We start from the raw sequence: 19,318 nt of genomic DNA, 5'->3' as shown, positions 1-19,318 counted from the left end.
TCTCCTGAATAACCATTCTCTGCAATCAACGCCGTGCCTCTAAAGCGTTTAATTCTCGCTGAATGACCGAATATTTATGCGAATTGGTATTAAATGCCCGAAATAAACTAGCTTTGATTTCAGAGCAATTTTTTTATCTCGATGGATTATATAAGGTTTATTATTTACGCAACTTTAGCTAATTATCATACTATTTGTTAACTATGTATAAATAATAAAAGCCTATCAGCATGAACTGATAGGCTTTTTCTAACAAGTTATATTTTGCTTAACAATTAGAATGAAATACGTGCCCCTAGGTAGAAACGACGTGGTTCAACCCACTCCATTTCTTCACCATAAGAAAACGTACCATCACCACCAGCTAAGTCTTGTACTCTGATCGGTGCTTGATCGTCTAATGCGTTAAAGATATCTAAGAAAAATTCGGCTTTGTAGTTGTCAAATTCATGAACATACTTAACTCGAATATCTAAGGTACCGTAAGATGGCGTTACATCTGAGCCGACAACACCGTCTTGAACCCATTCAGTGTTCCAACCGCCAAATTCATAGGCATTTTCTTCCATAAGCGGTAAGTGACGGCCATATAAAGCAAAGGTTTTACTGTAACGTGTACCTGAGTTCCAGTTATACACTGCACCTACTTCAATACCGTTTTCAAAATAGTAGGTACCTAATACTTTTGCTTGATGCTCAATATTACCAGGCTGCTTACCATACATATTTGGTGCTCTAGGATCTAATACTTCCCAATCACCTTGGAAGTCAGCGTTTCCGTCTGAGTTAGAGTTACCTTTCGCATCATTATAGGTATACGATGCTAGTAAGTTCCAATTATCAGTACGTAGTTTTTTGAAGGTCACTTCAACGCCTTCATAATCACGTTTACCACCTGCTAATGTGCCAATAACATAGTTAGAACCAGGGTTACCATCATAGCCGAAGTAAGAATAAGGTAATTCAAAATCAGTTCCTGCCATATAACCGTCTTCACTGTAGATACTAAGATCATAGTCTTCCATAATATCTCTTGTTTTACGGTTGGTATAAGTAATTGAGATATTGGTATCTTCAGATAAGTTGGTTGAGTAACCAATTAAAAACTCATCAGTGTAAGGTGTTTTCGTTGATGGTGAGAAAAACGCATCTTGCGTACTTACACCACCACGAGTTCTGTAGGTTAACCATCTGTCTTGTACATAAATTTGCTCTTCACGTACTGAACCGGTTAAGTTACCCGCAAATGAAGTCATATCTGTTCTAATTGGATCATAATAGCGACCACCGAATGCCCACACTTTTGAGTCGCCATCACCATTAATGTCATATACAACACTTAAACGTGGTGCAATTTCCCAATCAAACGTGAAAATACTTTCACCTGTTGACGCGATATGTTCCCATTCTTCAGCACGAATACCAGCATTAATTGTCCATTCTTCATAGGTGATACTGTCTTGAAAATAGAATATTTTGCCTTTAGTTTCCATTTTAGATTCAGCTTGCTGAGTTTGCTGAATACGGTAAACGTTTACCGCATCATTCGGGTTACCCGACGTGCTACCGAAAGTTAAACTTTCTAGTTCATCTTCTGAAATACTGCCATCACTATTAGCATCAAGAAGGTTTAAGTAGTAAGCTGAGTCAGAACTACCTTCCATGGCTTCTTGAATACGCTGATAATCCGTAGAAGATAATGCTTTTTCACCTGTCCAACTACCGTTTGCGTAGTCACCTAAGGTTGCACCTGCATCACCAGTACCAATTGAGTTGTATTGTGCTCCGTCACCGGTATAAACAGAATTGGTAATATTTTCGTTTGTTTCCCATTCGAAACCTGTTTCAATGGTATGCTCACCAAAATCGGTGTCGAAGTAGTATTCGAAGTTAATATAAACATTTTCTTTGTTACGGTCTCTTAAAGTATCAGCCCCTAAGCCACCTTGGTCCGTTTGACTTTGCGTAGGGTTTATAGAGCGATAGGCAACATCATTAAAGGTTGATTTATCCGCGGCAATATCAGAAAGTTCTGACTCATGACGCATCCAACCGGCATTGATAACTAATTCATCCCAATAATGGGTATAATCAATTTTTATATTATCACCACCCGTTTTACGAGCGCGATCACGGTTATTCAGCGTACTAATATCTTTTGAGCCTGAGATATCGGATGGGTCATTAAAATAAGTTAGCACTAAACGGTCATTATCTGTTGGTTGCCACGTTAATTTACCAAAGCCTAGTTCATCATCTCGTTCAACATTACGGCTAAATTGGCCTGTTGATGGATCTACCACATCATCTTCACGGTTTTTTAATTGATATGAGGCAAAAAACCACAGTTGATCTTTAATGATTGGACCACCTAACGTAACGGCTGTGTCAAAAGTAGAAAATGCGCTATCGGCTTTTGTAGAGCTTTCATAATCACTGACTAAACTATCATTTTGTAAATAATAGTTAATTGAACCACTAAACTCGTTACCCCCTGATTTTGTTACAACTCGAGACACTAAGCCAGAACCACCAGCATATTTTGCCGGTATAGCGCCGGTAATCACCTGTTGTTCTTGAATTATTTCAGAGTTAATACTACCGCCGTGAGTACCTGACTCATTATCGGTTACATTTACGCCATCAATATAATAAACGTTATCTGAAGAGGTACCTGCACCACCATAGCGGGCATCTGGTACATCAGAATAGTTAACCCCTGATTTTGATGAAGGGTTACCACCTGCACTTGGTTTTACCCCAGGTGCTAATTGTAAGTAACTTTGATATGAACGACCAGTTGGTAAAGACTCTGTCATATCGAGTGTGATATCCATACCCGTTGTCGCTGACGTAGTATCTATTGCCGCTGTAGAGCGCCCTGATACCACGATAGTTTCCATGTCACTTGAAGCCCCGCCTACAGCGTAACTTAAGTTTAAGTTTTTACCTGTTACCACTCTTACATTATTCGCTTCAAATGGCTGAATTGATGCACCATTTATGCTCACAGTATACTTACTAGAAGCATCTAAGCCACGCAATGTTACATAACCTTCAGAGTCTGTTACAGCTTCTCTACTGGTTAAACTATCTGGAGTTTGTACAGATACCGTAGCACCCGAGACAGATTGACCATTTGCATCAGTTACATGGATTTTTAAACCACCAGTTGATGCAGCGTATGCCGTTGCAGACATCCCTATTGTGGCCGCTACAGCAATAGCTGTTAATGACCTTTTAAATGTGTATTTCATATTGTTTCTCTCTGGACTTAAATATTTAATTTTTATGTAATTATTGAGACTACAAAATGCAGTATCATCGTTAATGATGCACGAATAATCTTCTTTTTCAAGTTGCTTTACTAAAACGCTAAAAAATATTAATAAGGCTTGGTTGTTTTTGTAAGCTACTGATAAGTAAGCACTAATGCTCTTTAAAAAGCTCGATACGTTCTTAAATATGTACATTTTGCATATTTTTCAATATTAATAGTGTTGTAATAATTTGTGTAAAAAGGTAAAAATTTGTTTTGGTTACATTTTGTTCTTTTCTTGTTTACATTTTATTAACTGATATTCGCTGGGTGTCATTCTATAAAAGGTATTTCTGTTAGCTGGAACGAGTGATAGATTAGTTCAAAACAAATCGTAAAATATCTTTTGACTACATACGTAACCCTAAAATCAATAAATAATGTTAGATAATTCACCCATAAGACAATACAACTCATTAATTAGTCAAAATAAAATTTATACTGATCCTGCTCAGACTCAGGCTATTTCTTTATTACAACAACTCTATGAAACAATACAGCAAACACCGCATAAACGTGGTTTGTTAAAGAAAGCAGCTGAAGTGAAAGGTCTCTATTTGTGGGGTGAAGTGGGGCGTGGCAAAACATTTTTAATGGATTTGCTTGTTCAAAGCTTACCTGCTGAAATTTGCAGAAGGCATCACTTTCACTATTTTATGCAAGACGTTCATCACCAACTTCAACGTTTAACCGGTAAACCAGAACCACTCACGCTTATTGCTAAGCAATACCGTCAGCAATTTAGAGTTCTCTGTTTTGATGAGTTTTATGTTTCAGATATTGGTGATGCAATGTTACTCGGCAGGTTAATGAAAGCGATGTTTGAGTTTGGCATTGTTATCGTTACGACCAGTAATTGTGCTCCTGAACAGTTATATCGCAATGGTTTACAACGTGAACGGTTTCTTCCTGCAATTGCAGCCATAAAGCATTACATGCAAATAGTACATCTTGATGGAAAACAAGATCATCGGCATCGTAGCCTAACTTTCCAAAAAATTTACTTTCAATTACCCCATGATGTTGAAGAACAAAATAAACTACATCAAGGCTTGTTAACTGAATTTAATTTAATATTCTCAACGTCAGCTAGCGGTATAGATGCAGAGAACTCATCAAATGAAATAGCTATCTTAGGTAGAAATATTCCCTTTATTGCTAAAAGCACTAATGATAATAATCGCAGCATCTGTTTTGACTTTTCACAACTGTGCCAAGGCCCACGTAGTCATTTTGATTATGTAGAATTAGCAAAGAAATTCGACACAATACTATTATTAAATATACCACCATTAAGTGGACAACCTTATGAGCGTATAAAAGCAAGAGGCACTGAAGACAACGGTTTAGTGAGGGATAACTCAGCCAGCAAAACAGGTGAAAGAGAAATTTGCTTAGCTCCTATGGATGATGCAGTAAGGCGGTTCATTGCTTTTATTGATGAATGTTATGATCGTCAGTTGACAGTTGTGCTAACCGGTTATGTTGAACAAAATGATTTATATAAAAGTGGAACGTTGATGTTTGAGTTTGAACGAACCAAAAGTCGATTAATTGAAATGGCTTCGGTTGAATATCAATGCTTATAATATTGTATGTTAACCAAAACAAACTATTTTGGATAATAAATGCATACTTACACGATTAGATCATAGCGGTATTACCGCGGTCTTTTTTACTTTATATGTTTGAATTAACAAACATAGCGAAACTAATATCCCCCCGAACCAGCCAATCATAGTAAACTTTTCGCCAATGATAATTACCGCTAACAATGTTGCAATCAACGGCTCTATTAAAGTGATTAATGTTGCTTTACTTGCTTCAATATAATTTAAGCCGTAACTAAATAATATATATCCTAAAAACATTGGGATAACTGCCATGTATAGTGAAATAAACGTATTAGAGGCGCTTGAAAATAAGTGCTCGCCGGTAAAGTATAAAGACGGTAGCAAAATGAGAGAGGCTAACCCAAATAGACTAGACATTGACGATTGAGCATGAACGCCACTTTCAATTAAACTTTTTGCAGCCCAAGAGTAACCTGCATAAGTTAAACCTGCCAAACACCCTAATAATATACCGAAGCTGTGTTGATGAAGCTGATGAGCAACATAAACACTGTCGTCTTTACCTAGGGCTAACAAGATAATACCGACAGAACCAAGAATAAAGCTCAGCATCCATTGTAATGTAATTGTTTTATTGTTTAGTAGGCGTTCAAGTATTGCGGCAAAAAATGGTGCTGTTGAAATAGATATTACCGTACCGATGGCAACGCCAGACAGTCGCATTGAGGAATAAAATGCTAAAGGATAAACAGCGACAGATATAGCACCAAAAAACAACACCTTAGGTTTAGCTAGCATTTTTTTATAGTTATTCAACAGTGTTTTTCGAGCGCAAATAACGAGTAATACTCCTCCTAACCCCATGGAAAAGGCGCCAATGGCAATAGGACTAATATTGGGTGCATAGCTTGCCATTGTGCCTGTAGTCCCCCATAAAAAACTCGCGATAATGATGGCGAAAATACCTTTGTTATCATTATGAACCTTATCCACGTTACACCTGCATTTGGTTATTTCATTGCCAAAAGGATAGATGAGTTTTAGGCGAGGCTTTTAACAATTCGGACGCAATCGTTAACTATTCAGACGATATTTATTTTTTAAATTTTGTGGGCGATAAGCCATAATATTGTGAGAATTTTCGGCTGAAAGCAGATGGCTCTTGGTAGCCGACCATTTCGCCAATGATATGCAATGGGTAATCTGTATGCGTAAGTAAAGCTTGCGCTTTTTCCATTCTAAGCTTAGTTACATATTTCATTACCGTTAAGCCTGTTTGTTGTTTAAATAGCTTTTTAAATTGTGTTTCACTAAGGAAAGCTGTTGAAGCTAAAAATTTTATTTGAAGAGGGGTAGCCATATATTTTTCAATATAGGATATTGCAGTACTGATGCGATTATCAATTTTTGGTAGAAGGGGTTGCTCTGCTAAAATCAAAAAAAACAGGTGATACATTGATTGCTCTAATTGCGTGTTAATTTTATTTTCCAGCTGGCTTTCAATAAAAGTTAAATAAGATTTTAATGGGGAATTAATCGAGAACACATTACAGTGGGATGATGATATATTGACAGGAAGTTCATCCATGTCAGCAACAACAAATCGAGCTTCTACATCAGCGGTAAATATGTGTTCTTCGCTGCTTCTAACAACAACACACTCGCCGATTGCTACCCTCCCATTGAAATTTCCAACAGAGATATTTATTGCACCACGTATTGGTAAAACTAACTGATTAAAGCAATGAGAGTGATTAACGGGTTTTGTGTTATAAGAGCGTATTGATAACATATTCTGCATAATTAAAGTCTCTTGTTTTTAATCAAAAGTGCAGATAAGTTTAATGGTTTCTGTAGAATAATATAAGCTGCATGACCCGTTATAATTAGCATGAATGCATCAAGTTGTATTCACAAAATATACTTTTATGGATGAATAATAAGATTCACGCCATTTCTTTCAAGCATTTGAGCAAAAGCATCAGGTATGCCTGAATCAGTGATCAAAACATCTATTTCAGCTAAACCACATATTTTGTGTACGCCTGAGCGATTGAATTTTGATGAGTCAGCAACGGTGATCACTTCTTTAGCAACTTTACGCATTAAACGATTCATCATTGCTTCATATTCAAAATGGGTCGTAATTCCAGAATTAAAGTCTATACCATCTACACCGAGAAACGCTTTGTCAAAATGATAGCGCTCTAAACTGTCTTCTGCTTGTCTACCGTAAAAAGATAACGACGTTTTTCTTAGTACACCGCCAGTCATCAACACCTCTACCCCAGAAGCACTTAATAGGTTTTGAGCAACATTTAAGCCGTTGGTCATAACAACGAGTCTATCAAAAGAATGCAAGCAGTTCGCTAATTCAGCCATTGTTGAGCCAGAATCTAAAATAATAGCTTCACCTTCTTTAATTTGATGGCTAGCCAACTCTGCTAGCTTTCGTTTAATATCAATTTGAGCACAATGCTTTTCATTGATTGAAAGCTCTTTTGAAATTACCTTGCTAGCCACAGCACCACCACGAGTTCTACTGACTAAGCTCTTTTTATCTAAATAATTTAAATCGCCTCGAATGGTGACTTCTGATACTTGATAATTAGTAGCTAAATCATCTACAGATACTCGTCCGTGCTTGAGAGTTTTTTGCACAATATCATGTCGTCTTTCTATCGTATTCATCATAACTTCCAACTTACTACGTTTTGAACATCATAATCTTCTTTCATAATCTTTCAACAATAAAAAACTGTGAAACCTCTTTCGTATCACTTAACATTATGATTTATAAATTTAAATTGTGAATTTTTTGTTTTTATTTAGCCTGATTTAAATAAAAAGTGAAAGGTTTTGTTGGTTTTAATTGTTGATTTTTGGGTTTCATTAGGTGTATATATATAGCGTGGTAAAAGTAAAACAAATAATAACTACAACTAAACATGAGATATAAGAGAGGGTACAGCATGGCAAATCACCAGAAAAAATACCTGAGCTTACTTATTGGTTCCATATTGGGGGTCAGTAGTGTTTGCACAGTTGCTCAAGAAACAGATCAGGAAGTGGATACTTCTGATAACGCGAAAGAAAAAGAAACCGAAGTTATTGAAGTTCGCGGTATGAAGAGCAGTATAAAAGAATCTTTATTTATAAAGCAAAACTCTATTCAAGTGGTTGATGCCATTGTTGCAGAAGATATTGGTAAGTTTCCGGATCAAAACGTTGCTGAAGCATTACAGCGTATTACAGGTATTACCATTACACGTAATGCAGGTGAAGGACAAAACGTTACGGTTCGTGGTTTAGGTGGTGATTATAACGTTACTACTATTAACGGACGTCGTATGGCTTCTGAGCACAATAGCCGTGACTTTAACTACGACTTGATTGCTGCTGAACTCTTAGGTGGCGTTGAAGTTTATAAGTCTTCTGTTGCGCAAACACAAGAAGGCGGTATTGGTTCAGTCATCAATATTAAAACCCGAAGACCGCTTGATTTTGATGGTTTCACTATGTCTGCTTCTGCAAAAGGCATTTATGAAGATAGAACAAAAGATACCAAGCCTCAAGCATCATTTTTAGTGAGTAACACCTTTGATGATGGAAAGTTTGGTGCGTTATTTACCGCAGTTTATTCTGAAAGAACCTTGCGTATTGACAGTTATGAAGGTCAGGGCTTTTATAATGCTGCGACAGAAGATGCTGATCTTACTATTCGCCAAGATGTTGATGGTAATGGCGAGTTTGACCAATATGTTGACAATGAGTGGGGCTCAATCATTCCAGGTTATGTGCGCTATGGTAACAAACAAGATACACGTGAGCGTATTGGTGGTAGTTTAGCATTGCAGTGGGTGCCAACCGATGATTTTGAATTAAATTTTGACAGTATCTACTCTTCATACGAAACAAATGGTACTGAATCACAAATTTCTTTTGTTACCTATGATGAAAGTTGGACTCCAGGTATTCCAGGCGTGAAAGACGTTGGTTTTGATGATAATGGCTTAGTCAACAAAATGACCATGTACAACAGTGGTGCAATGGCTGAATTACTAAACGTATCTCGTCCAAGAATTACTGAAACGTTTCAAGTGGGTGTTAACAGTAAGTGGAGTGTGAATGATTCATTAACCCTAAACTTCGATTTGTCTCATTCTGAATCAGAAAACGAAAATAATGGCCATAACCGCTACATTGTAGCGCGTGGTTTTGTTGAAGAAGTATCGATTGATGCATCAACCAGTAATTTATTACCTGATGTTACTGTTTCTCCTAATTTAGATTCAAGCTCGCCGTTTGGGGCACACTACAGTTACAACAGTGGTACGGGTATTAAAGATAAAGTGAGTGAATTCCGTGTTGATGGTCAATGGGTACCAAATATCCACTGGATTGCCTCAGTTGATTTTGGGATAAATATTGGTAAGCAGACAAAAACCACGATCGCAAACGCTTCTAAAAATGCGAGTGCATTCTCAAATGCAGGTACCATCTTAGACTCAACTGAGTATGATGAATGGGACATTGATTTTTCTTCGGCTGAGGAAATCAACGGTTTTGACTTATTCAGACTACCAAGTGATGCAGTAATTGCAGGTAACTTTGATGGCTTTATGAGTGGTGAACCAGGTAAACACCCAACGCCATGGCCAATGTTTGATTACGATAAATTATTCTCTTTCTATGAAAGTATTAGCCCAGAAGCCGCTAATCAGTTAATTAAAGCAACACCTCGTCCAAATGATTCATATGATGTATCTGAGCAAACAAGTGCTATTTATCTTGCGATAAATATTGAAGATGATATTTATGATTTTCCATACGTGTTAAATCTTGGTGTACGCGCAATTGAAACCAAGGTGACCAGTAGTGGTTATTCATTAAATCCGAACTTAGTTAATTTTGTTGCGGCAGACAATGAGAACCCTGAAATTATCAAGTTTTTGAAAGAGGTTGAAAACTATCAAGAAGTTGTTGATTTTGAAGATTCATATCAAGATGTATTACCAAGTTTCAACTTTAAATTAAACCTAACCGATGAGTTGGTTTTCCGTGCGGCAGCGTCAAAAGTTATTACGCGTCCTAGCATTGGTAACTTAAAAGCATGGAGTTACGTTAATATTAACGATCGCGAATATCATGCATCTAACCCAGGTTTGGAGCCATTACGTGCAACGCAAGGTGACTTGGCATTAGAGTGGTATTTCTCCGAGTACGGTGCATTAACGACTGCGTTTTATGTTAAAGATATCGAAACCTTTTCTACGTACGGTAGAAACGGCACCATTGATATAGATGGTGAAGAATTCACGATTGAATCACATATTAACAGTGATGCTGGCGGAAAAATTCAAGGTGTTGAAATTGCCTATCAACAATCTTTTACCGATATTTTACCAGCGCCATTTGATGGTTTAGGTATTCAATTAAACTACACCATTGTTGACTCTGGTTATGACGAAGTAGAAGAAGGTCACGATGAATTTGATTTTCGTGAACGAGACTTACCGTTCAAAGGTATGTCTAAACATTCTTATAACGCCGTTATTTACTATGAGAAAGACAAAATTCAAGCACGTTTTGCCTATAACTGGCGCGATAAATATTTAACAAATGAAGAAGACTGGGGTGGTGTTAGGTGGCAAGCCGATTATGGTCAGCTGGACTTTAGTGCAAGTTATGATCTAACCGAGCAACTTAATATCAATATTTCAGCAAATAACCTAACGAATGAACGCGGTTATGCCTATATCGAGAACGAAGAGCAACTCGCTTATCTGTATCGTTCAGGACGCCTGTTTAATCTAGGTGTTAATTATCGTTTCTAATTTCCAATAAATGAGACAAGAACTCCAGCAAGTATGCGTAATATTCATAACAATTACTTGCTGTAATTATAAAAAATAGCGTGGAAAAAGTGATGAATTTAAAAAACAAGTTATCCATATTATCAACGGCGATCATACTTGCTACGACTGCCGGTTGCGGTTCGTCTGATGACGAAAATGTTACAAATATTGTTGTTGAAAAACCAGTAGTTATACCACCTGGTGAAACAGACCGAGCGCCTTCAACATGGTTGCGTTTTGGTGATGATTTTAATGGCGATACCATCATGCAAGATGTGTATATTCCATCAAATGGTCTAACAACCTATACCTATTATTCAGTCTTAAACTGGAATGCCGGTCTAGATGGAGGTGGTTATGCGGGTATTCAAGATCACCCGGATGGTAGAAATTTTATCTTTTCAATTTGGGATCCCTCAAATGGCGAGCCTATTACAGCTGAATACCAGGGTGAAGGTACGCAAGTTGAATTGTTTGGTGGTGAAGGCACCGGTCTTAAATCGTGGAACTTCCAATTAGGTTGGGAGCCAGATAGATGGTACACCTTAGCGACTAAAGTGTGGCATACCCGTGATGACGGTCATACGCACTTTGCTTTTTGGTCCCAAGATAAAGAAACGGGCGTATGGACACATTTAGTGACCATGGATTTTCCTATGCCATGGGTTGTCTTTAGTACAGAAACCGGCTCATTTGTCGAAGACTGGTTAGGTACGGGTAATAATACGCGAACTGCGTTATTCAACAATGGTCGTAAGCGCGGTATGGATGGTGGCTGGAAAGCCTTCACTAAAGCTGATTATGACGTTGTGCAAGAAGAAGCTACTGCAGCATATAACGAAAATTTCGATATTGCATCAAATGCTGATTATTATCGAATGACAACGGGTGGTACCGCGGGCCCCGCTGAAGATGAAGATGCTTTTGAGCCAGAAGGTGAACTATCAAGACCTTATTTATTAGCAGCGCCAGATGATGCTCCTACTAGTATCACATTATCGACTGTGACAACTACGGGTATTGATTGGCAACTAGCCACCACGGAAGTGCCACAATTATCTTATCGTGTATTAGTTAAAGGTAAAGTGGTTGCAGAAGGTACTGATCCTCAAGCAAGAAGTGCAATGTTCGACCTTATTGATGTTGATGACGAAATCACGCTTGAAATTGAAAATATATTTGGTAAAACAAGCTCGTTTAAAGCGACTGCAAATCAAGGACAAATTGAAGTAAATGATACGATTGCTGTCGCTACAGAAGCGCATTTACTTGAGCGCAATGAAGCAACAGTGATTGAATCTATCGCTGCCGGTGAGTCAAAGCTATATCAAGTGATGGGTTTAGATGCGTCTAAATCGATGACGGTAAAATTAGCGGGTGATGAAGGTGATGCTGATATCTACGTGATGGAAAATAGCATGCCTACCACAACAGATTATGACTGTGTAGGCTTCTCTGGAAGTAGCATTGAATCATGTCGTTTACCCGTTAATGTACGTGAAGAAACGCCATATTATGTACTTGTTACTGCAAGAACTGATGTGTCATGTTTAGCATTATCAACCACGCAAGATGGTGAACCTGGTTGGATCAGTGGTTCAAACTATATTGTTAGCTCTGAGTCAGCAACAGGTTCAGGTAATGGGCTTGGCAATGCATTTGATGGTAATGAAGCAACTATTTGGCATACAAATTGGGGCGATGGTGCACCGACTTACCCTCATACTATTACCATTGATTTAGGGGATACTTATGATGTAAATCGTATTCGGTATTTACCGCGTCAAGATGGTGGTGTAAACGGTACAATTGTTGGTTATGAACTCTATATTTCTGATGATCCTGATGTCTATCCAGCGGAACCACAAATTGTTGGTACATGGGAAGATAACACGGATGAGAAAATTGAGTGGTTTGCTGAAGCTGTAACAGGTCGTTTTGTTAAATTTGTTGCTACAGAAGAACGTGGCGGCAGTGAATGGGCATCAGCTGCAGAAATTAAATTTGGCTTTGATGATGGTTCAGATCCACTTGCAGAAGGTGGTGAAGACGAAACAGAAACTGAAGTAGAAGATGGTGGTGTTTGCTCTGGTGGCGGAGACACTGGCGATGGTAACCATGTTAATATTCCTGTGAACTCAACGTTACTCGATAATGCTGGCTTAACTGCTTCTAGCCCATCAGGTGCACAAGCAGGGCATGAATTATCTTTTGCTCTTGATGGTTTAACGGGCGATGCTGGTCATTGGCATACACCTTGGAGTGGCGTTCCTGCTTATCCGCATGAGGTGCTAATTGATTTAGGCGAAATGTACGAAGTAAACCGCTTTGATTATACGCCACGTACTGGCGGTGGTAATGGAACAGTGGTTGAGTATGAAGTTTATGTTGGTGACAGTGCAGATAGTTTAGGTGAGCCGGTAGCGAAAGGTACATGGGAAAATAGTGCTGATGTTAAAACCGTAACCTTTACCGATAAACCAGGACGTTTTGTTAAGTTTGTAGCACTTGCTGAACAAGGTGATGGTGCATGGGCTGCAGCCTCTGAATTTAATGTAGGCGTTAATATGTCTGAGAAAGTGGATAACAGCACATTAAGTTATTCTACTAGCTCAGGGGCACAACCTGGTAATGAACTGTCTTATGCATTTGATGGCTCATTTGATGCGAACCATTGGCATACCCCATGGAGTGGTATTCCTGGGTTCCCTCATGAAGTCATTATTGATTTAGGCGAAGCTAAAAATGTTGTTCAATTTAACTATACGCCTAGAGCTGGTGGCGGAAACGGTACGGTTGCCGGTTATGAAGTTTATGTGAGCGACAATAATAGCGACTGGGGTAATGCTGTTGCAACGGGCACTTGGAAAGGTAATGGTAACACTGAAGTTGCAGCGTTTGATGCAACAACAGGCCGTTATATTAAGTTTGTTGCATTAAGTGAGAAAAATGGCAATAACTTTGCTGCCGCAGTTGAGTTTGGTATTCGTGTTAACCCATAATTAGTTAACGATGAGTGTTAAAAGGAAGAAGAGTAAAGCCTTCTTCCTTTTTTATTTAGAGTAAAGAACATGATGAAAATGAAATCGGTGTATCAACACGTAAAATATTGTGTAGTAGGTATGGTGTGTCTTGGTATGCTTGGTGCGTGTGGTTCTAGCACAAACAAGACTGAAAAAACTGCAAACCAGGCAGTGGTTTTAACTACTGACGATCTTACCATTGAAGTGCCTATTGCCGGTAATAGTTGGATTGAAAACGATATAGAAGCATCCGATACGTTGATCACCAAAGAAGGGATAACGCAGTGGCAAAGTGAGCAACACCAATTATCTACTTACTTTTATGTTAGTAAAGTGGGTAAAGTTAATTTAGGGCTTAAAGCCAAAACATTAGCTGGTACATCGACGATTTTGGTTGAGCTCAATGATCAGAAAAAACGTATTTTGTTGTCCAATAGCATTGAAAAGATTATTCCTATTGGACAATTTGAGGTAGTAAAACCAGGCTACCAGAAAGTTATAATTACAGGTATTGAAACCTCTAGCGAGTATTACCCTACTATTTCGCAACTGTTGATTGGCGGTGAAGCAACCGCCGGTAGTAATTATTATGTCAAAGATGATTTTTACTGGGGGCGAAGAGGGCCATCAGTGCATTTGCAATATCAATTACCAGATGAAGACGGCAGCTATGAATGGTTTTATAGTGAGATCACCGTGCCTAAAGGGCAAGACACGCTAGGTTCTTATTATATGGCAAATGGCTTTAATGGTGGCTATTTCGGTATACAAGTTAATTCTGAAACTGAACGCAGAGTTTTGTTTTCTATTTGGAGTCCATATCAAACAGATGATCCAACGACTATCCCAGAAGAATACAAAATAAAGTTGTTAAAAAAAGGCGATGATGTTTATACAGGAAAGTTTGGTAACGAAGGCTCTGGTGGTCAAAGTTATGTAAAATATCCTTGGAAAACAGGGGTTACCTATGGTTTTTTAACTCGTTATCAACCAAGGCCCGAGGAAAATAAAACAGATTTCACTGCCTATTTTTATGACCCTCAAATAAAAGAATGGCATCTTATTGCTAGCTTTAGAAGACCCAAAACGACAACTTATTTAGCATCACCATACTCTTTTTTAGAGAACTTTATACCAGGTGCAGGGCAGTTTGAACGCATGGCTGAGTATGGTAACCAGTGGGTTAAATCGACCGGTAAAGCTTGGGAGCCGATGTTAAACGCTAAATTTACCTATGATGCAACGGCAAGAAAAGAAGCGCGTGTTGATTACCAAGGCGGCATTCAAGGTGACGGTTTTTATTTGAAAAATACGGGTTTTTTCTCCGAACAGACTGCATATAAAACACCGTTTACTCGCAAGAGTACACAATTACCACCTATAAATTTGGAACAACTTCCTTAGTGCTTAGTACCCGTTGGTGTTGGGTTAGCTTAGGTTGAGTAATATTGCTTAGCCTAAGCTTTTTTTTGAGCGTTAACTTTTGTTGAAGTCTACATAATATGAACAAAATTTTATTTAATTCTAACAGCTATGGCATGAGTAAAGTTTGCCTTTTAACCGTAGTTTTTGTTTGTTCTGTTTTAAGCTCGGTGTCTGTAACTGCCGCTAAAGCAGTGCCACTTAAATCATCGCTATTGAAAGTAATGACCTATAATGTAAGGCATGGAACTGATTTACATGGTGAAATAAGTATTACAAAACAAGCAGCGTTTATAAAACAGCATAATGTCGACTTGTTAGCACTACAGGAAATTGACCAAGAAACTAAGCGTTTTAAAGGCGTTAACCAAACCGAATACTTTTCCAATACGTTATCATTAAATGGTTTGTTTCAACCATTTATGACTTTTGATGGAGGTCAATATGGCATTGCTGCATTCAGTAAATTGCCAATTTTGAAAAGTAAGTCGATAACATTACCCAATGGCTTAGAGCCTCGAGTATTTCCACAATTACTTATTAATGTTGAAAAGCAGCCTTTACTTTTTATTCCGATACATTTTGATTGGCCCTCAGAAGACAGAGCGCGTTTTGAACAAGCCACGCAATTACTTTCGCAATTAGATATAAAGTTACCAATTGTTTTAGCAGGTGATTTTAATGATTACCCTGACTCACGTACCATAGCACTGTTTAAAGATGCCGGATTTTCATTTATCGTGAATAATACTTCAACGTTCTTAGGCCCAAATGAGGGGGGAAAGTCTGTTGTTGAAATTGATTTTATTGCGGTTAGGAGTGGCCAGACGACTTCTCTTTCGTTATTAGAGAGCTTTGTTTTTGATCAGCATATTTTTTCGGATCATGCAGCGGTCCTTTCATCAATACTTGTCACTCAAAAACAAATTAATACGGCTTATTGATAAACCAAAGCTCGACGTTAAACGTCGAGCTTTATCTATTGAACATTAATGGCTGCATGTGAGTTGCTAAAAATACTGTTTTGTCTAAGCCACTTTTGTCGTGTTAAGCCTAACCTGATCTAACGACTGTTTAAGGTCGGAAATGATGTCGGTCACATTCTCTAGGCCAACGGAGATTCTTATTAAGCCGTCACTAATACCCGCTTTAGCACGCTCTTCATCGCTATAAGGAGAATGTGTCATTGATGCTGGGTGTTGAATTAAAGATTCAGCATCACCTAAACTGACGGCGATGGAAAATAACTGCATACGATTAATAAATTCGGCACCACCTGTTACGTCACATTTGAGCTCAAAACCGATAACGCCACCAGCAGCCTTCATTTGTTTACCTATGTACTGGTGGCCTTGATGCGAGGGTAGTCCTGGGTAATATACGGTATCTACCGCAGGGTGGCTTTCTAAGAATTCAGCAACTAACTGTGCATTTTGGCAATGTCTTTCAATTCGAATAGGCAAGGTTTTTAAACCACGTATGATCAACCATGCATCATGAGGGCCCATGGTACCGCCAATATCTTTTAGTGCCGTTAGCTTTATCTCGTTAATCATTTCTGTGCGACCACATATAATACCTGCAACTACATCGCCATGGCCGTTTAAATACTTTGTTGCGCTATGTACAATAATATCTGCTCCAAATCGAATAGGTTTTTGAAGTACGGGCGTTAGAAAAGTGTTATCAACGATAGAAATTAAGTGATGCTTTTTTGCTATCGATAAAATAGATTCTAAATCAAGTACCTGTAGGTTCGGATTAATAGGAGACTCTAAGAAGATAACTTTAGTATTATCTTGAATAGCAGCGTTGATATTTTCTGCTTCGCTCATATCAACAAAACTCACTTCGATGCCGAAGCGCGTTAACATGTGATTCATTAAGGCATATGAGCAGCCATAAATTGCTTTTGATGCAATCAAGTGATCGCCCGCTGTTAAATTAGTTAATAAGGCCGCAGACACTGCAGCCATTCCTGTTGCTGTTGCGGCAGCATCTTCGGTACCTTCTAATTGTGCCATGCGTTGTTCAAGTTCACGCGTAGTAGGGTTACCTAAACGCGTGTACATATATCCCTCAGCTTCTCCCGCAAACCGCTGTGCCCCTTGTTCTGCACTTTCGAAGGTAAAGGTTGATGTTTGATATAAAGGAGACGCTAACGAGCCAAACTGTTCGTCTTTTATTTTGCCGCCGTGCACAACTTGTGTTTCGATAAATTTGCTTTTAATCATAGTTTTCTCATGTGATATCGGAATACGTTCGTTAATGAATTTGGTATCAATATTCACGCCATAACGAGAAATGACATATAAAACAATAGTTTAATGTTTTTATGTAAAAGTAGAGTAATTATTTTTGTAATGTATATATTACAGCTTGGTTTTTAAATGAAATTAATAAGGCTTTTAATCACTAAATACTTGAAAATTAAATACTATTATGTTGTCATTAAATTATTACTAAGTATCAAAATTATTACATGAAAATTTGTATTGAATCTGCAGACAGAGTAGGTATTAGCCAAGAAATATTAGCCACGTTTGCTTCCCATGACTGGAACGTAAAAAGTATTGAAGTACAAAGCCAAAATACTTTTGTTCATATTGATGCTATAGAGGCGACCCTTTCACGGGTTAAACGTTTGTTAATGCCTGTTGACGGCATAAAACAGTGCATTGAAATTAATGAGATGCCGTCTGAAGTGCGTGAAAAGCATGTACAGGCGTTGTTGGCAAAAATAACGGATCCTATTTTAGATATTAGTAGCACAGGTATGATTTTAGCCACTAATCAGGCTGCAAAAACTATTGCAAAACAAAGTAACGTGGATTTAGTCCATAGCCATATTGACGATGTGATTGATGCCTCGATAGATGCACTAATACAACCTCATGAATTAAGTATGACGGTCACTTTTTTTGGTGAGCCTTTTATTGCAGACATTAACCCAGTGATGAGCGCGAATACGGTCACAGGAGCGGTTATCTATTTAAAATCAGTTGAAAAAGTAGGTCGGCAGTTATCCTTAGTACAATCATCTAAAGATAACGCGCTGCAAGCCATGATCGGAGAGTCTGAACAAATTAACTTAGTAAAGTCTCAGATCTTGCGTTTTGCTACCCTAGATTTACCAGTGTTAATCGTAGGTAAAACAGGCACTGGTAAAGAATTGGTGGCTCAAGCATTACATCAATTAGGCCCGCGAAAAGATAAACCTTTTTTAACGATTAACTGTGCGGCTATTCCTGAGCAACTGCTTGAAAGTGAATTATTTGGTTATACCTCTGGGGCATTCACAGGGGCGAACAAAGGCGGCAAACCAGGCCTTTTTGAGTTAGCAAATGGTGGCACATTATTTTTAGATGAAATCGCTGAAATGTCACCTTATTTGCAAGCCAAACTCTTACGGTTTTTACAGGACTTTCGTTATCGCAAAGTAGGTGGCACCAAAGAATTTAAAGCGGATGTAAAAATTATTAGTGCTAGCCATCAAGACTTTGATGAATTGTTTATACAAGGGGAGTTTCGAGAAGATTTATTTTATCGACTAAATGTATTAAAAGTTGAATTACCGACACTTGCACAACGGCAGTCTGATATTGAATTACTGGTTAATTACTTTTTGTCTTTAGCATCTCAACAAATTAACCAACAAGGTGTTGATATAACTGCAGCTGCTCTTGAGTTGCTTCGTGGTTATCACTGGCCGGGTAATATAAGGCAATTGGAAAATACGATTTTTAGATTAGTTGCACTATCTGATGGCGATGTAATAGATACTGAACAAGTGCAACAAGTACTTTTTGGCCAGCAAAAAAACGACGGTCAACTAGAAACGTTACATGTGCAAGACTGGGCTTCTGCGCAAGCTGAGTTTGAAAAAAGTCTGCTAACGCAACTTTACCCACATTACCCTACAACTCGAAAGCTAGCTGCACGTTTAAATGTGTCGCATAATAAAATAGCAATGAAGCTTAGGGCTTATCGCATAGGGTAAGCCCGATTAGGGCCTGTTGATCTTTTGAGATTAAATTTTGTTCGAACCCAAAGGGCAGCGTTTTTTGTCATTTATACGTCGTTATTGTTTTCTCATGTGGAATAACCACACATTAATCGCAA

Annotated in this window: 11 protein-coding genes; 6 read left to right on the top strand and 5 right to left on the bottom strand. The window is 38.2% G+C overall.

Translation table 11 applies throughout. The annotated features are described in order from the left end of the window. Positions 1–275 precede the first annotated feature (275 nt). A complete protein-coding gene (locus BI291_RS04815; RefSeq protein ID WP_074496619.1) occupies positions 276–3,257 on the bottom strand; it encodes a TonB-dependent receptor in 2,982 nt (993 codons plus the stop codon). Between the two features lie 442 nt (positions 3,258–3,699). Here BI291_RS04815 and zapE point away from each other — a divergent pair, with 442 nt between their 5' ends. Next, positions 3,700–4,908: a cell division protein ZapE gene (gene zapE / locus BI291_RS04810; protein ID WP_074496618.1), complete on the top strand. Its 1,209-nt coding sequence runs from the start codon at positions 3,700–3,702 to the stop codon at positions 4,906–4,908. Between the two features lie 60 nt (positions 4,909–4,968). On the opposite strand, the gene BI291_RS04805 is transcribed toward zapE, so the two are convergent. The 3 genes from BI291_RS04805 to agaR all read right to left on the bottom strand — a co-directional run bounded on the left by BI291_RS04805 (position 4,969) and on the right by agaR (position 7,587). Beyond that, positions 4,969–5,886 (bottom strand): DMT family transporter, encoded by a 918-nt coding sequence (locus tag BI291_RS04805; protein ID WP_074496617.1) that lies wholly within the window; start codon positions 5,884–5,886, stop codon positions 4,969–4,971. A 100-nt stretch (positions 5,887–5,986) separates the two neighbouring features. Continuing rightward, entirely contained in the window at positions 5,987–6,694 is a 708-nt protein-coding gene (locus BI291_RS04800; RefSeq protein ID WP_074496616.1) for an AraC family transcriptional regulator, read from the bottom strand. Between the two features lie 125 nt (positions 6,695–6,819). Continuing rightward, positions 6,820–7,587, bottom strand: a complete 768-nt coding sequence (gene agaR / locus BI291_RS04795; protein WP_074496622.1) for a transcriptional repressor AgaR — start codon at positions 7,585–7,587, stop codon at positions 6,820–6,822. Between the two features lie 278 nt (positions 7,588–7,865). On the opposite strand from agaR, the gene BI291_RS04790 reads away from it, so the two are divergent. From BI291_RS04790 to BI291_RS04775, 4 genes are all read left to right on the top strand, one after another. Continuing rightward, positions 7,866–10,730 carry a TonB-dependent receptor gene (locus tag BI291_RS04790; RefSeq protein WP_074496615.1) on the top strand — a complete coding sequence of 955 codons (2,865 nt, stop codon included), beginning with the start codon at positions 7,866–7,868 and terminating at the stop codon, positions 10,728–10,730. 92 nt (positions 10,731–10,822) lie between these two features. Continuing rightward, positions 10,823–13,753, top strand: coding sequence for a discoidin domain-containing protein (locus BI291_RS04785; RefSeq protein WP_074496614.1), 2,931 nt, complete (start codon positions 10,823–10,825; stop codon positions 13,751–13,753). 69 nt (positions 13,754–13,822) lie between these two features. Beyond that, positions 13,823–15,178 carry a DUF3472 domain-containing protein gene (locus BI291_RS04780; protein ID WP_083601902.1) on the top strand — a complete coding sequence of 452 codons (1,356 nt, stop codon included), beginning with the start codon at positions 13,823–13,825 and terminating at the stop codon, positions 15,176–15,178. A gap of 134 nt (positions 15,179–15,312) precedes the next feature. Beyond that, a complete protein-coding gene (locus BI291_RS04775) occupies positions 15,313–16,140 on the top strand; it encodes an endonuclease/exonuclease/phosphatase family protein (protein ID WP_175573074.1) in 828 nt (275 codons plus the stop codon). A gap of 84 nt (positions 16,141–16,224) precedes the next feature. Here the strand turns inward: BI291_RS04775 and megL are convergent, their stop codons facing one another. After that, positions 16,225–17,430: a methionine gamma-lyase gene (megL, locus tag BI291_RS04770; RefSeq protein ID WP_074496611.1), complete on the bottom strand. Its 1,206-nt coding sequence runs from the start codon at positions 17,428–17,430 to the stop codon at positions 16,225–16,227. A 248-nt stretch (positions 17,431–17,678) separates the two neighbouring features. Here megL and BI291_RS04765 point away from each other — a divergent pair, with 248 nt between their 5' ends. Next, complete coding sequence (locus BI291_RS04765) at positions 17,679–19,196, top strand: sigma 54-interacting transcriptional regulator (RefSeq protein ID WP_074496610.1); 1,518 nt, start codon at positions 17,679–17,681, stop codon at positions 19,194–19,196. Positions 19,197–19,318 lie beyond the last annotated feature (122 nt).

It is taken from the genome of Thalassotalea sp. PP2-459, assembly GCF_001913705.1.
Taxonomy (GTDB): domain Bacteria; phylum Pseudomonadota; class Gammaproteobacteria; order Enterobacterales; family Alteromonadaceae; genus Thalassotalea_C; species Thalassotalea_C hakodatensis.
Note: the sequence above shows the minus strand (reverse complement) of the source record. Positions and strands in the feature narration are given on the sequence as shown.